This is a genomic window from Streptococcus sp. AM28-20 (assembly GCF_003603595.1).
In the GTDB taxonomy this organism is placed as follows: Bacteria; Bacillota; Bacilli; order Lactobacillales; family Streptococcaceae; genus Streptococcus; species Streptococcus ilei.
Window position 1 is genome coordinate 40,352 of sequence record NZ_QTNK01000003.1, and the last position, 15,480, is coordinate 55,831.

Annotated in this window: 16 protein-coding genes; all 16 read left to right on the forward strand. The window is 43.8% G+C overall.

The features are described 5' to 3' along the window. Positions 1-58: 58 nt before the first annotated feature. The 16 genes from rpoC (at position 59) to DW738_RS08255 (ending at position 15,400) form a co-directional block, all read left to right on the forward strand. Positions 59-3,712: a DNA-directed RNA polymerase subunit beta' gene (gene rpoC, locus DW738_RS08170; RefSeq protein ID WP_123160787.1), complete on the forward strand. Its 3,654-nt coding sequence runs from the start codon at positions 59-61 to the stop codon at positions 3,710-3,712. A gap of 388 nt (positions 3,713-4,100) precedes the next feature. After that, positions 4,101-5,252, forward strand: coding sequence for a UDP-N-acetylglucosamine 2-epimerase (non-hydrolyzing) (gene wecB / locus DW738_RS08175; RefSeq protein ID WP_117744986.1), 1,152 nt, complete (start codon positions 4,101-4,103; stop codon positions 5,250-5,252). 2 nt (positions 5,253-5,254) lie between these two features. After that, entirely contained in the window at positions 5,255-6,043 is a 789-nt protein-coding gene (locus DW738_RS08180) for a hypothetical protein (protein ID WP_117744985.1), read from the forward strand. A 9-nt stretch (positions 6,044-6,052) separates the two neighbouring features. Then, the gene (locus tag DW738_RS08185; protein WP_006595142.1) at positions 6,053-6,193 is read left to right on the forward strand and encodes a hypothetical protein; all 141 of its coding nucleotides are present in this window, start codon (positions 6,053-6,055) and stop codon (positions 6,191-6,193) included. Then, positions 6,186-7,496, forward strand: a complete 1,311-nt coding sequence (locus tag DW738_RS08190; protein WP_117744984.1) for a glycosyltransferase family 2 protein — start codon at positions 6,186-6,188, stop codon at positions 7,494-7,496. Before DW738_RS08185 ends, DW738_RS08190 begins: the two co-directional genes overlap by 8 nt. An 8-nt stretch (positions 7,497-7,504) precedes the next feature. Next, positions 7,505-8,608: a glycosyl hydrolase family 8 gene (locus DW738_RS08195; protein WP_117744983.1), complete on the forward strand. Its 1,104-nt coding sequence runs from the start codon at positions 7,505-7,507 to the stop codon at positions 8,606-8,608. A 358-nt stretch (positions 8,609-8,966) separates the two neighbouring features. Then, positions 8,967-9,344 carry a DUF1033 family protein gene (locus DW738_RS08210; protein ID WP_117744982.1) on the forward strand — a complete coding sequence of 126 codons (378 nt, stop codon included), beginning with the start codon at positions 8,967-8,969 and terminating at the stop codon, positions 9,342-9,344. A 105-nt stretch (positions 9,345-9,449) separates the two neighbouring features. Further along, the gene (gene comGA / locus DW738_RS08215) at positions 9,450-10,409 is read left to right on the forward strand and encodes a competence type IV pilus ATPase ComGA (protein WP_117744981.1); all 960 of its coding nucleotides are present in this window, start codon (positions 9,450-9,452) and stop codon (positions 10,407-10,409) included. Then, entirely contained in the window at positions 10,333-11,355 is a 1,023-nt protein-coding gene (comGB, locus tag DW738_RS08220) for a competence type IV pilus assembly protein ComGB (protein WP_117744980.1), read from the forward strand. The genes comGA and comGB overlap by 77 nt, the downstream gene beginning before the upstream one ends. After that, positions 11,352-11,669 (forward strand): competence type IV pilus major pilin ComGC, encoded by a 318-nt coding sequence (gene comGC / locus DW738_RS08225; RefSeq protein WP_023027561.1) that lies wholly within the window; start codon positions 11,352-11,354, stop codon positions 11,667-11,669. The genes comGB and comGC overlap by 4 nt, the downstream gene beginning before the upstream one ends. Further along, positions 11,638-12,063 (forward strand): competence type IV pilus minor pilin ComGD, encoded by a 426-nt coding sequence (gene comGD, locus DW738_RS08230; RefSeq protein WP_123160788.1) that lies wholly within the window; start codon positions 11,638-11,640, stop codon positions 12,061-12,063. Before comGC ends, comGD begins: the two co-directional genes overlap by 32 nt. Then, positions 12,029-12,322 carry a competence type IV pilus minor pilin ComGE gene (gene comGE / locus DW738_RS08235; protein WP_123160789.1) on the forward strand — a complete coding sequence of 98 codons (294 nt, stop codon included), beginning with the start codon at positions 12,029-12,031 and terminating at the stop codon, positions 12,320-12,322. The genes comGD and comGE overlap by 35 nt, the downstream gene beginning before the upstream one ends. Further along, positions 12,306-12,758, forward strand: a complete 453-nt coding sequence (gene comGF, locus DW738_RS08240) for a competence type IV pilus minor pilin ComGF (protein ID WP_040803180.1) — start codon at positions 12,306-12,308, stop codon at positions 12,756-12,758. Before comGE ends, comGF begins: the two co-directional genes overlap by 17 nt. Continuing rightward, on the forward strand, positions 12,724-13,170 hold the full coding sequence (comGG, locus tag DW738_RS08245; protein WP_123160790.1) for a competence type IV pilus minor pilin ComGG: 447 nt from the start codon (positions 12,724-12,726) through the stop codon (positions 13,168-13,170). The genes comGF and comGG overlap by 35 nt, the downstream gene beginning before the upstream one ends. A 31-nt stretch (positions 13,171-13,201) precedes the next feature. Next, entirely contained in the window at positions 13,202-14,155 is a 954-nt protein-coding gene (locus DW738_RS08250; protein ID WP_123160791.1) for a class I SAM-dependent methyltransferase, read from the forward strand. A gap of 48 nt (positions 14,156-14,203) precedes the next feature. Further along, positions 14,204-15,400, forward strand: coding sequence for an acetate kinase (locus DW738_RS08255; RefSeq protein WP_123160792.1), 1,197 nt, complete (start codon positions 14,204-14,206; stop codon positions 15,398-15,400). Positions 15,401-15,480 lie beyond the last annotated feature (80 nt).

A 15,480-nucleotide genomic window follows, 5' to 3' on the forward strand; every position in this document is an offset into this window, starting at 1 on the left:
TTCACAAAAAGCAAAAGAACATACAATCGATAATGAACATAAAGAAAGGTAAGAAATAGTGGTTGATGTAAATCGTTTTAAAAGTATGCAAATCACCCTAGCTTCTCCAAGCAAGGTCCGTTCATGGTCTTATGGAGAGGTCAAGAAACCTGAAACAATCAACTACCGTACATTGAAACCAGAACGTGAAGGTCTCTTTGATGAAGTCATCTTTGGTCCTACAAAAGACTGGGAATGTGCGTGTGGAAAATACAAACGAATCCGTTACAAAGGGATCGTTTGTGACCGCTGTGGTGTGGAAGTAACACGTGCCAAGGTTCGTCGTGAACGAATGGGGCATATCGAGTTGAAAGCTCCTGTATCACACATCTGGTACTTCAAAGGAATCCCTTCTCGTATGGGATTGACCTTGGACATGAGTCCTCGTGCCCTTGAAGAAGTCATCTACTTCGCAGCTTACGTGGTTATCGATCCAAAAGATACACCGCTTGAGCACAAATCCATCATGACAGAACGCGAATACCGTGAACGCTTGCGTGAATACGGACCAGGTTCCTTTGTTGCCAAGATGGGGGCAGAAGCGATCCAAGACCTCTTGAAACAAGTGGACTTAGAAGCTGAAATTGCTGTCTTGAAAGAAGAATTGAAGACTGCAACTGGTCAAAAACGTGTGAAGGCTGTTCGCCGTTTGGATGTCTTAGATGCCTTCTACAAATCTGGAAACAAACCAGAATGGATGGTTCTCAACATCCTTCCTGTTATTCCACCAGATCTTCGTCCAATGGTCCAATTGGATGGTGGCCGTTTTGCTGCCTCTGACTTGAATGACCTTTACCGTCGTGTGATCAACCGGAACAACCGTTTGGCTCGTTTGCTTGAGTTGAATGCTCCTGGTATCATCGTGCAAAACGAAAAACGGATGCTCCAAGAAGCGGTTGATGCTTTGATCGACAACGGTCGTCGTGGTCGTCCAATCACAGGACCAGGTAGCCGTCCGCTTAAATCATTGAGCCACATGCTCAAAGGGAAACAAGGACGCTTCCGTCAAAACTTGCTCGGGAAACGGGTAGACTTCTCAGGACGTTCCGTTATCGCCGTTGGTCCAACCCTTAAGATGTACCAATGTGGTGTGCCACGTGAAATGGCCATCGAGCTCTTTAAACCATTTGTCATGCGTGAAATCGTTGCGCGTGATATCGTGCAAAACGTCAAAGCCGCTAAACGCTTGGTGGAACGTGGAGATGAGCGTATCTGGGATATCCTAGAAGAAGTCATCAAAGAACATCCAGTTCTCTTGAACCGCGCACCGACCCTCCACCGCTTGGGGATCCAAGCCTTCGAGCCAGTCTTGATTGACGGGAAAGCTCTTCGCTTGCACCCACTTGTCTGTGAAGCCTACAACGCCGACTTTGACGGTGACCAAATGGCCATCCACGTACCGCTTTCGGAAGAAGCTCAAGCAGAAGCCCGTATCTTGATGCTGGCTGCTGAGCACATCTTGAACCCGAAAGATGGAAAACCAGTTGTTACCCCATCTCAGGATATGGTCTTGGGGAACTACTACCTTACTATGGAAGAAGCTGGTCGTGAAGGCGAAGGAATGGTCTTCAAAGACCGTGATGAAGCGGTCATGGCCCTTCGCAATGGTTATGTTCACTTGCATACACGTGTCGGAATTGCGACGGATAGCTTGAACAAACCATGGACAGAAGCTCAACAACACAAGATTCTCTTGACAACTGTTGGTAAGATTCTCTTTAACGATATCATGCCTGCAGAACTTCCATACCTCCAAGAGCCAAATAATGCCAACTTGACAGAAGGTGTTCCAGCTAAGTACTTCTTGGAGCCTGGTCAAGATGTCAAAGTGGCGATTGAGCAATTGGAATTGAACGTTCCATTCAAGAAGAAAAATCTTGGAAATATCATCGCAGAAATCTTCAAACGCTTCCGTACAACAGAAACATCTGCTTTCTTGGACCGTTTGAAAGACTTAGGTTACCACCACTCAACTCTTGCAGGATTGACAGTGGGTATTGCCGATATTCCAGTTGTTGAAGATAAGGCTGAAATCATTGAAGAATCTCACAAACGTGTAGAACAAATCACCAAACAGTTCCGTAAAGGGATGATTACAGATGATGAGCGCTACAATGCCGTTACAGCTGAATGGCGTGCAGCCCGTGAGAAATTGGAAAAACGCTTGGTAGATAATCAAGATCCGAAGAACCCAATCGTTATGATGATGGACTCTGGAGCTCGTGGTAACATCTCAAACTTCTCACAGCTTGCCGGTATGCGTGGTTTGATGGCTGCTCCAAACGGACGGATTATGGAATTGCCGATCCTTTCAAACTTCCGCGAAGGTTTGTCAGTACTCGAAATGTTCTTCTCTACTCACGGTGCTCGTAAAGGGATGACCGATACGGCCCTCAAGACAGCCGACTCAGGTTACTTGACACGTCGTTTGGTTGACGTTGCCCAAGACGTCATTATCCGTGAGGATGACTGTGGAACTGACCGTGGACTCGTGATCCGTGCGATTACCGATGGCAAAGAAATGATTGAACCATTGGAAGAGCGTTTAACAGGTCGTTATACGAAGAAATCTGTCAAACATCCTGAAACAGGTGCAGTCATTGTTGGTCCAGATACCTTGATTTCAGAAGACCTAGCACGTGAAATTGTCAATGCTGGTGTTGAAGAAGTCACTATCCGTTCTGTCTTTACATGTAACACCCGCCATGGTGTCTGCCGTCACTGTTACGGTATCAACTTGGCGACTGGTGATGCAGTTGAAGTTGGTGAAGCAGTCGGAACCATCGCAGCCCAATCTATCGGGGAACCTGGTACACAGCTTACAATGCGTACCTTCCACACGGGTGGGGTTGCCTCAAATACCGATATCACGCAAGGTCTTCCTCGTGTCCAAGAAATCTTTGAAGCCCGCAATCCGAAAGGGGAAGCGGTCATTACTGAGGTTAAAGGGGAAGTCACAGCCATTGAAGAAGATGCTTCTACACGTACCAAGAAAGTCTTTGTTCGTGGTGCGACTGGTGAGGGAGAATACGTTGTCCCTTACACAGCCCGCATGAAAGTCGAAGTGGGAGATCAAGTCTCTCGTGGTGCAGCATTGACAGAAGGTTCTATCCAACCAAAACGTCTCCTTGCCGTTCGTGATGTCTTGTCTGTTGAAACTTACCTCCTTGCGGAAGTACAAAAAGTATACCGTAGCCAAGGGGTAGAAATCGGCGACAAACACATCGAGGTAATGGTGCGTCAAATGATCCGTAAGGTTCGTGTTATGGATCCAGGAGATACAGACCTTCTCATGGGTACCCTCATGGATATTACAGACTTTACAGATGCTAACCGTGATGTGGTCATTTCTGGTGGGGTTCCTGCAACGGCTCGTCCAGTCCTTATGGGAATCACCAAGGCCTCTCTTGAAACTAATAGTTTCTTGTCAGCGGCTTCCTTCCAGGAAACAACTCGTGTCCTCACTGACGCAGCGATTCGCGGTAAGAAAGACCATCTCCTTGGACTCAAGGAAAATGTTATCATTGGTAAGATTATTCCTGCTGGTACAGGTATGGCTCGTTACCGTAACTTGGAACCACAAGCAGTCAATGAAGTCGAAATTATCGAAGAAGTTCCTGTTACAGAAGAAGCAACTGAAACTGTTGAATCAATTGTAGTGGAAGAAAATTAATCCTAAAAGAAGCTTTACTGATTTTCAGTAGGGCTTCTTTTTATGCCTAAAAATAACCATATGGTCACCGCTTTTTCCTATAATATCAGTTTAAAAATATGCGCAAAAATAAATATATATTTAAAATAATGAATATTTTAGTAATGAAAATGAAACTTCATAAAGGTTTGAATGTTAAAAAAAAATAGTATAAAAACCAGCTATTTCAAGGGTTTTAAGGGTTCGAAAGATTCGAATGTTACATATAAATTACAGATTATTAAAATTCGATTAAATGTATTACGAAAGCATTGAGATAGTTTGACTTTTGAAGCTATTGAAGGTAGAATGGGTGGGAAAAGTGTTGTCGATTTTGTTAAAAAATTCACAAGGTTAAAAAGGTGAGATGATGAAAAAGATTAAAGTGATGGTTGTTTTTGGAACGCGCCCAGAAGCTATTAAAATGGCTCCCCTGGTTTTAGAGCTTCAAAAGCAAAGTGAGACCATTGAAACGATTACAGTGGTGACTGCTCAGCATCGTCAAATGTTAGATCAAGTGCTAGAGACCTTCCGTATTCAACCGGATTACGATCTAGATATTATGGGAAAAAACCAATCTCTTCTAGATATTACGGCTAGAATCCTTGAAAAATTTGACCCAGTCGTGAAAGAAGTGCAACCGGATATGATTTTGGTCCATGGGGACACAACGACGACTTTTGCAGCCAGTCTTGTTGCTTTTTATAATCAAGTCCGTATTGGTCATGTAGAGGCGGGTCTCAGAACCTTCGATAAGTATTCGCCTTTCCCTGAGGAAATGAACCGTCAAATGACGGATAACCTAGCAGATCTCTATTTTGCTCCAACCAGTGAAAGCAAGGCCAATCTTCTCATGGAACATCATCCAGAGTCGTCCATTTTCATTACGGGGAATACGGCGATTGATGCCCTGCGATTAACCGTGCAAGAGGATTATCACCACCAGGTGCTTGATCAGTTAGATCCACAGAAGAAACTGGTCCTAGTGACCATGCACCGTCGGGAAAACCAAGGTCAACCGATGCGAGCTGTCTTTGCTGCCTTGAGAGAAATGGTAGATGCACATCCGGAGTTGGAAGTTGTTTATCCAGTCCACCTCAGTCCGGCTGTTCAAGAGGCGGCCAAGGAGATCTTAGGAGATCACGACCGTATTCATTTGATTGCTCCTTTGGACGTCTTTGACTTTCATAACCTAGCATCGAGAAGTTACTTTATTATGTCTGATTCGGGAGGAGTTCAGGAGGAGGCACCTTCCTTAGGCAAGCCGGTCTTAGTCCTTCGGGATACGACCGAACGTCCAGAAGGTGTCAAAGCTGGAACTTTAAAATTGGTCGGAACGGATCCTGAGAGAGTGAAGGAAGAAATGACTGCTCTGTTGACGGACCCAGATCTGTATCAAAAAATGGCTTCGGCTCGAAATCCATATGGAGATGGGAAGGCATCTGAGCGGATTGTTCAAGCCATTCAGCACTATTATGGACTCGTTGAAGTGGTGTCTGAATTTATAGAGGGAGAGAATTAGGAATGAAAAGAAGGAATCATTTAGGAGACTGGATGCTTATTTTGGTCGGTTTTGAATTGGCCGTCCTGCTGTACTGTCTATTCTTTGCACGTGAAATTATCATTGAGGAAGCTCTCTTTCTCGTCTTAGCCTTGTTTGCTTCACTGGTCTTATCCAATTTGCTACTTACCTGGACTATTTTAATTTCAGTCGGTTTAGGAATTGTCTTTCTGGTAGCAGGGGTCGTGTATATCCCTGCAAGCCAAGCACTGTTATTGCTTTTCTCTTTCCCGATTCTTGTTGGAATTCTGTCGAAAATTCGCTACTACCTGTTTAAAGAGGTTGCTAAGGTTCAAAACCAAGAAGAGGAAGCGGAAGTCGCCTACCGATCTTTACTTGAAAGTTCTGGCTTTCAACAGGAGCAGAAATTACAAGCCCTATTGATCCATTGGTCTCATGAGGAACTCTTCTATCAAATCCATCCTCGTGAGCACAATCGAACGCTGAACCAAATTCATTATCTGATTGGCCACCATCTGATTCAAGATGAGAGACTTTATTATGTTTCAGACGGCAATTTCCTAGTGCTCACCAATAGTCAGCAACGAAATTTGCAAGAATATTATCAGTTGTATTTAAAAAATCAATTAGAATCTCTGGTCTTTAAGGGAGAAGATGGTAATCAAGCCATTCAATTCCAAAAAGGCTACTTGGTGGTGGATTCGACCAATCGGACGAAATTCCATAGCTACCAGGAAGCCATTAGTAACTTGAAACGTCAACTTGAAACGGATATTATTGTGGAATATTAGGAGGGACCGATGACTCTTACAAACCTATTTTTTGGGCTGGCCCTAGGGATTAGTCTATTCTTTGCTGTATGCTTTTGTGCATTATTTATTGCCTATTTGGTCATCTACCATCGGGTAAACAAAAACTTTAAGGCGGTGGACCATGATTAGTCAAATTTTAATGATTTTCACCTTGATTTCTATCTGGCTATCTCTAGCCTGGGGCTTGGTGATCCTGATTTCAGCAGTTCAATTCTGGTTGAAACACAGTGATTTCCGTGTGGATACGAGCCCGCTTCTCTATTATCCAAAAGTAACCATTGTGGTACCCGCTCATAACGAAGATGTGGTCATTGCTCAAACTGCTAAGGCTATTTTGGATATGAATTACCCTCATGATCGTGTGGAATTGCTTCTCTTTGCCGATAACTGCTCAGATCGTACCTATGAGGAGTGTCTGGCTGTCAAAGCCCTTCCTGAATACGCTGGACGGGATGTGACCATTATTGATCGTACTGGTACAGGTGGAAAAGCTGGGGTCTTGAATGATGCCTTGAAGATGGCGACAGGAGATTATATCTGCGTCTATGATGCGGATGCTATGCCTGAGAAAAATGCTCTTTATTTCTTGGTTAAGGAAGTTCTTAAAGATCCAGAACGCCATGTGGCTTCATTTGGACGCAACAAGACGAGAAATGCTAACCAGAACTTTTTGACGCGTTGTATCAACCAAGAAATCGTCGTGACCCAGCGGGTTCATCACGTCGGTATGTGGAATCTTTTCAAAATTGGACGGATTCCAGGAACCAACTTTATTATTCAAACAGAATTTGTCAAAAGTATTGGTGGTTGGAAGAATGGTGCCTTGACGGAAGATACGGATATTTCCTTCAAAATCATGCAAAGCGGAAAGTTGATCGCTTTAGCCTACAACTCGGAAGCCTTCCAACAAGAGCCAGAGACCTTAAAAACTTACTATATGCAACGGAAACGTTGGGCAAAAGGAAACTATGAGGTTGTACTTTCTAACTTTAAACACTTATTCGGAAAAGCAAACTGGCGGGTAAAATTAGAGGTCTTCAACTATTCATGTATTTTCTTCTGGTTTAATGCAGCGATTGTCTTATCAGACTTGATTTTCTTTGCCAATGTCGCTGCCATGTTTATCCATCTTTTTGCTCCTGGAGTACAGATTCCGTTTGCTTTTGACTCGGAAAATATCTACATTGCCCAATTGATGCTCTTTAACTGGGTGCTAATGATTGGTTTGTATTTGTTGCAAATCAATATTGCCATGGCTTCTCAATTTGGTCAGGCGACAGTGAAACAGATTTGGTTGGCCCTAGCAGCCTACTTTAGCTATTCCCAACTCTTTATCATTGTTTCGATTGATTCGATTTCATCGATCATCATGGATAAATTGCTTCACCGCGAGGGAACCAAGTGGGTGAAAACGAAACGGTTTGCTGGTTAGGAGGACTTATGAGAACAAAAAAAATGAAATATTTATGGTTTGTGGTCATCCTGGCAGTCTTTTGTTTGACTCTCTTTTTGGCTCGGTCAAGAAGTAAGGTGGAGATGCGGAATCGCCTCTATCGGCAATGGACGGAACACTACCTCGTGACGGATGGAAAACAGTCCTATGTTCGTACAACAAACAGCGACCAAGAAACGGTTGTCTTATCAGAAGCACAAGGTTATGGCATGCTGATCACAGTAGAGGCTGCTAAGAAAGACTTAGCCAATCAAGAGGATTTTGACCGTCTGTATCGTTATTATCAAAACAATCGCTTTGATGACACCCAATTGATGGCCTGGAAACAAATCATCAAAAAAGGGAAGCTGTCATCTGAGCATCAAAATGCGACGGACGGCGATCTATATATTGCCTATGCCTTGATGGAGGCCGCAAAACAGTGGCCTGAGAAAGGTGATGTCTATCAAAAGCAAGCCAAGGCTATCTTGGAAGACATCCTCAAGTACAACTACAATGAGAAAACGGGTGTCTTGACAGTTGGGAATTGGGCTGATCAGAATTCCGAATTCTATCACTTGATGAGAACCTCTGATACCCTTCCATCCTTTTTCCAATCCTTCTATGAGTTGACTGGTAATGAACGATGGTTGAGTATCAAAGAGAAGATGTTGGCACAGCTTGATGCTATTAGTTCGCAAAGTAAGACAGGGCTTCTGCCAGACTTTATGTGGGTAGATGAACAAGGGGCGCGTGTGGCGGACCCGGATACTATCGAATCCAAGTACGATGGCGCCTATTCTTACAACGCTTGTCGCCTGCCATACAACTTGGCTCAAAGCCAAGATAAGACCAGTCAAAAATTGGTCAAGAAGATGCTGGACTTCTTCATGAAGCAACGAAAAATTTATGCAGGCTATGATCTTAAAGGCAATGCCCTCCATCAGTATCAGGCAGCTAGCTTCATTGCTCCGGTATCTTATGCGGCTGAAAATGGAGATGGCTATCTTAAGTTAGTGCAACAGAACAAGTTTATCTTTATGCAAGATCTATCAACAGATAATTATTACGATGCAACCATGACAACCATGATTGCCCTTCAATTGTTCTAATCGATCATCGCTTGAAAAGAGAGTGGGACAGAAATCGGTCATTCGTTAGAATTCGTTTTCGTCGTCCCACCTCCGCACAGTTGAGTAGAGCTGTAAAAGCTGATGAAATCAGTGTAGTAGAGCCCACTCAACCACTGCGTCTTGCTCGACAATTCAAAGACAATTGAGAGGCTAGGACTTTTGTCCCAGCCTCTTTTTCTTATCAAAAAATGGCCTGTCTCTCCTCTATAAGGGGAGATTTTGAAAGAAAATCGTGAAAACGTTCGGGAAATTTACCACTTTTTCCTTTCATGAGCAGAATTCTTTTGTTATCAAAGGATTTTATATATAATATTGGATACAAAGGACGGAGAGAAACATGTATCAAGTGATTGAAATGTATGGGGATTTCGAACCCTGGTGGTTTTTAGAAGATTGGGAGAAGGACATTGTCGCTAGTCAAAGATTTGATGACTATTATGAAGCCCTAAAATATTACAAACGCCAATGGTTACTTTTAAGAGAGCAATCTCCATTATTTAAAAGTAGAAGTGATTTAATGACAATTTTTTGGGATCCTGAGGATCGCCGCTGGTGTGAAGAATGTGCAGAGTTTGTGCAGCAGTACCATTCGGTTGCCCTATTGGAGAATGACCAGCAGATTCCGAGAAGCAAGCGTCGTCCAGGCTACGAAAAGGAGAATGCTCACACGGCTCATCGCTCTTGTAAGCTAGACAACGAGACAAATCAGTTATAGTAAGAGAAATTCAATATGTAGTTGAGTTTCTTTTTTTTTACTTTTTTTCCAAATCGAGTGCTAGTTGGCTATTTATTTGCGAATTATATAGTGAAAGGAGGAAATATGGTTCAAGAAATTGCACAATCCATTATTCGAATGGCCTCGAGTGCCGAAGCTCAGGATATTTATTTTGTTCCTCGAGCGTCAGACTATCAGCTCTTTCTAAGGGTTGGGGATGAGAGACGGTTTATTGAGACTTATTCGCAAGAACAAATGGTAGCGGTCATCAGCCATTTTAAATTTATGGCAGGGATGAACGTGGGGGAGAGGCGGAGGAGTCAGTTAGGCTCCTGTGACTATTCTCTAGGAGATAAGGTCTTGTCCTTACGCTTGTCCACAGTGGGGGACTATAGGGGATATGAAAGTTTGGTCATTCGCCTGCTCCACAATGAGGACCGGGAGCTCCGTTTCTGGTTCGATCAACTGCAAGAACTAGAAGACAAGGTGAGTAAGCGGGGGCTCTACTTATTTGCGGGTCCAGTCGGATCGGGGAAGACGACACTGATGCATGCCCTAGCCAAGAAAAAATTTTCGGGGCAACAAGTCATGTCGATTGAAGATCCGGTAGAAATTAAGCAAGAAGAAATGCTGCAATTGCAACTCAATGAAGCGATTGGCATGACCTACGATAGCTTGATTAAACTTTCTTTGCGCCATCGTCCGGATCTTCTCCTCATCGGAGAAATACGCGACACGGAGACAGCTCGTGCAGTTATTCGGGCTAGTCTGACAGGTGTGACAGTCTTTTCCACCATCCATGCCAAGAGCATCCCTGGGGTGTACGAACGCCTATTGGAGTTGGGGGTGAGTGAGGAGGAGTTACGGATTGTCCTTCAAGGGATCTGTTACCAGCGTTTGATAAAGGGAGGAGGTGTCACTGACTTTGTCATCCAAGATTACCAAAACCATTCCAGTCAAAAGTGGAACCAGCAAATTGATGCACTTTATGAAGCGGGACATATTGAGTTGGATCAGGCGCAGGCCGAAAAAATTATCGATTGCCAAGCAAGAGCATGTCATTGAGCTCTTTCACAATCTCTACAGTAGTGGCTTTCATCTATCAGAGGTCATCGACTTCCTACGTCGGAGCCATTTGGTAGAGGCAGATTTTGTTGAAAGAATGCAAGTTGGACTTGCCAACGGCAAGCCCCTGTCAGCCATTCTTTCTGATCTAGGCTTTTCCGATCAAGTAACGACTCAATTAGCACTGGCAGAGCAGCATGGAAATGTCACCTTAAGTTTAGAAAAAATCCGTAGCTACCTGGAAAATCTGACCCAGGTTCGAAAGAAACTAGTTGAGGTGGCCACCTATCCAGTACTATTGTTGGGATTTTTGATGGCCATTATGCTGGGTCTGAAAAACTATCTCTTGCCTCAGTTGGAGAGTCAAAATGGTGCGACACGATTGATCAGTGTCTTTCCCCAGTATGTCTTGGTAGGAAGTGTGTTACTAGCGATTGGAGTTTTGATTCTCCTCTTCCTAGGTCGTCGAGCCAAGCGTCTGGCCCTTGTTTCATTTTTGGCTACCCTTCCTTTTCTTCGCCCCTTCTTACAGGATTATCTGACAGCTTTTTATGCTCGAGAATGGGGGAGTATGATTGCCCAAGGGTTGGAGCTGAATCAAATCTTTCCTATGATGCAGGGGCAACGTTCCCGTCTGTTTCGTGAGATTGGACAGGATTTGGAAGTAGCCTTGGCTCGGGGGACTTCTTTTTCTGACCATATTCAGACCTATCCTTTCTTTAAGCGAGAGTTGGCCCTCATGATTGAATATGGAGAGGCCAAGTCCAAGCTCGGTAGTGAGCTGGAGATCTACGCAGACAAGACCTGGGCAGGCTTTTTCCATCGTTTGAACAAGGCTATGAATGTCGTCCAACCACTGGTCTTTGTCTTTGTCGCCCTTATGATTGTTTTGCTCTATGCAGCCATGTTGCTGCCTATTTATGAAAATTTGGAGGTTCCTTTATGAAATCATTGCGTACACTCAAAGTAAAAGCTTTTACGCTCATTGAAATGCTAGTTGTTTTGCTCATTATCAGCGTTCTTCTCTTGCTCTTTGTTCCGAACTTGACCAAGCAGAAAGATTCGGTAACGGATACAGGAAATCGAGCAGTTGTCAAAGTTGTGGAGAGTCAGGCTGAGCTCTATGAACTCAATCATCAGAATGAAAAAGCCAGTCTTTCTAAGCTTGTCGCAGAAGGACAAATCACTCAAAAACAAGCAGAAGCCTACCGTGCTCACTATGTGAAGAATGCAGGTGATCACCGTGCGGTTGGAGATTAAGGCTTTTACCCTTCTAGAGAGCTTACTAACTCTAGGTATCGTCAGCCTTTTATGCTGGCTGCTAGCTGGATCAGTTCATCAGGGCTTTGGGCAGGTGGAAGAAACATTGTTTTTCTCAGAATTTGAACGGGTCTATCAAGAGACACAAAAGATGAGCATTGCAAGAGAGGAAAGAACCCTCCTTTCCATCGACCAAGGTGGGGTTCATAGTCCGCATCAAGAATTGCCGCTTCCAAAAGGGGTGAAACTGATTAAAGAGAAGCAACTGATGTTTGATCCAGCAGGAGGCAATTCAAGCTTGACCAAGATTCAATTTCAGACAGAGAAAGAGGTGGTGACCTATCAGTTGGCAATTGGGAATGGAAAAATTAAGAAATCGACAACTCCCCGCTAGTCTCTTGTTAGAAGGACTAATCGCCCTAGCGGTGTTTGGTGTCCTCACGACCCTTGTGCTGGGAGAGCTAGGGGACTCGCGACAGCAGCGCTTAGAAGAGTTGAGACAAGGAGAAGTCTTGCGAGTCGCAAAAATGGCGATCCAGACCAGGCAGGATCAATTGAGCATCAATCAGGTCAGTGTCCAGGTGGAGAGGTCTGCCAAGTCCTTAAAGGTCTATCATGAAGGAAAGGTTGTGATTGCTGTTGAAAAGAACTAAACTGCCAGCCTTTACTTTACTGGAGGCCTTGGTTGCCCTGCTCGTCATCAGCGGTGGTTTATTGGTGTTTCAAGGATTGACAAGCCTTTTGCGTCAAGAACTCCAGTACCAAAGTCACATCAAGCAAGAGGAATGGTTGCTCTTTCAGGACCAGCTGGACATTGAATTGTCTCGTAGCCAATTTGAAGAGGTCAGAGATAACAAATTCTATCTTGTTCAGGATCAAAAACCCATAGCCATTGGACTGGCTAAGGGGGGAGATATCCGAAAGACAGATGCGACTGGCCGTGGCTACCAACCGATGATAGATGGAGTTGAATCCGCCAGGATTGAAAAAAGAGGAGATCTGGTGTCTATTCAACTGCGCTTTGAAGAAGGGTTAGAAAGGGAGGTGGTCTACCGTGTGGTGGAAAAGGATAAAAAAGAAGCAGATTGAGGCCGGGATCCTTCTTTATGCCCTTTTTATGTCGGCGGTTTTTAGTCTCTTGCTTCAGTTTTACCTGAACAGACAAGTGGCAGAGAGACGGATCCTCCTTGCTAGTCAGCACCGGATCCAGGCTTATACGCAGGCTCAATTGGCTGTTGATACTTGGAATCGGAAAGAGAAGGCAATGACCTTCTCAACAGGGCGAGTCGACCTAGAAGAAAAAGCGGGCTTTGCTGAGGTCAGCAGTCACTTACAGGATGGCACGATCTACCATTTCACCTTTGCTCTACCTCCTAGTGAGAAGAAAAAAACCGATAAGAAGGAAAAGGAGAAGCGAGCTCCTGATTCGGCTACAAACCTCCCGACTACAACGGAGGAATCGAGTGTGGAAGTCTTCGAAAAGCATAGCGAAAACTCTTAAAATTTGATATGATTAAGAGATGGAGGAAAGTATGAATTTCGAAAAAATTGAGAAAGCCTACGGCTACCTATTAGAGAATACCCAAACTATCCAAAATGATTTGCAGACCAACTTTTATGATGCTCTAGTTGAGCAGAATGCCATCTATCTGGATGGGCAAACAGAGTTGACTCTAGTGAAGGAAAACAACCAGCGCCTGAAGGACTTGAACTTAAACAAGGAAGAGTGGCGTCGTTCCTTCCAGTATCTTTTGATGAAGGCTGCCCAAACAGAGCCCCTACAGGCCAATCACCAATTTACGCCAGATGGGATTGGATTTCTTCTGGTCTTCCTAGTGGATCAGTTGGCGAGTTCCGATCAAGTAGATGTGCTAGAAATGGGGAGTGGAACAGGGAACTTGGCCCAAACCTTGATGAACAACTGTCAGCGTTCCTTAGATTATTTGGGCTTGGAAATTGATGATCTCTTGATTGACCTTGCGGCTAGTATGGCAGAAGTGATGAAGGCGGATGTGAATTTTGCCCAAGGTGATGCCATTCGTCCACAAGTTTTGAAAGAGAGCGATGTGATTATCAGCGATTTACCTGTCGGTTATTATCCAGATGATGCCATTGCGAGTCGTTACCAGGTCGCTTCCCCTCAGGGCCACACCTATGCCCATCATTTATTGATTGAACAATCGCTAAAATACTTAAAACCAGGTGGCGTCGCTATTTTTCTAGCTCCAAATGATCTTTTGACAAGCGAGCAGAGCCCTCTCTTGAAAAAATGGATGAAGGATCATGCTCAGGTCTTGGCCATGGTGACCTTGCCAGAGAACCTCTTTCGATCAGCTAATCTAGCAAAAACCATCTTTGTTTTGCGCAAGCAAGAAGAAGCAGTGGTCCAACCATTTGTCTATCCCTTAACCGATTTGCAAAATCAGGAAGACGTCATGAAATTCCGTGAAAGTTTTCAAAACTGGAATAAAGAAAGTGAAATTTAAACAAAATTTTGCTATAATAGGGGTGAAAACGCTTAAAGAGGTAAAAAAATGACGAAAACAATTGCAATTAATGCAGGTAGTTCAAGTTTGAAATGGCAATTATACCAAATGCCAGAAGAAACAGTTTTGGCAAAAGGGCTCATCGAGAGAATTGGACTCAAAGATTCCATTTCCACAGTAAAATTTGATGGTCGAGCAGAAAAACAGGTTTTAGATATTGAGAACCACACACAAGCAGTTAAAATCCTTCTAGATGATTTGATTCGTTTTAATATTATTGCTTCCTACGATGAAATCACTGGAGTAGGACACCGCGTCGTTGCAGGTGGTGAGTACTTCAAAGAGTCTGCTCTTGTAGATGAAGAAGTCATTCAAAAGGTTGAGGAACTTTCTTTGTTGGCCCCATTGCACAACCCTGCAAACGCTGCTGGAATCCGTGCCTTCAAAGAATTGCTGCCAGATATTACTAGCGTTGTTGTATTTGATACCTCTTTCCATACGACAATGCCTGAAAAAGCTTATCGTTATCCTCTTCCAACTAAATATTACACTGAAAACAAGGTTCGTAAGTATGGAGCTCACGGGACTAGCCATGAGTATGTAGCCCACGAAGCGGCTAAGCTTCTTGGGAAACCAATCGAAGAGTTGAAATTAATCACCTGTCACATTGGGAATGGGGCTTCTATTACAGCGGTAGACAAAGGAATTTCAGTAGATACTTCTATGGGCTTCACACCACTTGGTGGAATCATGATGGGAACACGTACAGGGGATATTGACCCTGCCATTATTCCGTACTTAATGGAGAACACAGAAGATTTCAAAAATCCAGAAGATATCAGTCGTATCTTGAACCGTGAATCTGGTCTTCTAGGAGTGTCTGAACTTTCTAGTGATATGCGTGATATTCACGAAGCCATGCGCAATGGGAATGATAAGGCGCTTTTGGCAAACGATATTTTTGTTGATCGTATTAAGAAATACATCGGGCAATACTTTGCTGTCTTGAATGGAGCAGACGCCATCATCTTTACAGCTGGTATCGGAGAAAACTCTAAAACGATCCGTGGACAAGTCATTAACGGGATGACTTGGTTCGGCTGTGATGTGGATCCAGAAAAGAATGTCTTTGGTGCAGAAGGGGATATTTCAACACCAGATGCCAAAGTGAGAGTCTTGGTAATCCCAACAGATGAAGAATTAGTCATTGCACGTGATGTAGAACGTTTTAAAAACAAGGGATAAGACTTTTATTCTAAAAAAACAAGAAAGAAGAGGCTGATTCGAAACGCCTCTTTTTTCTGTTGTGTGATTTCTACTTGGGC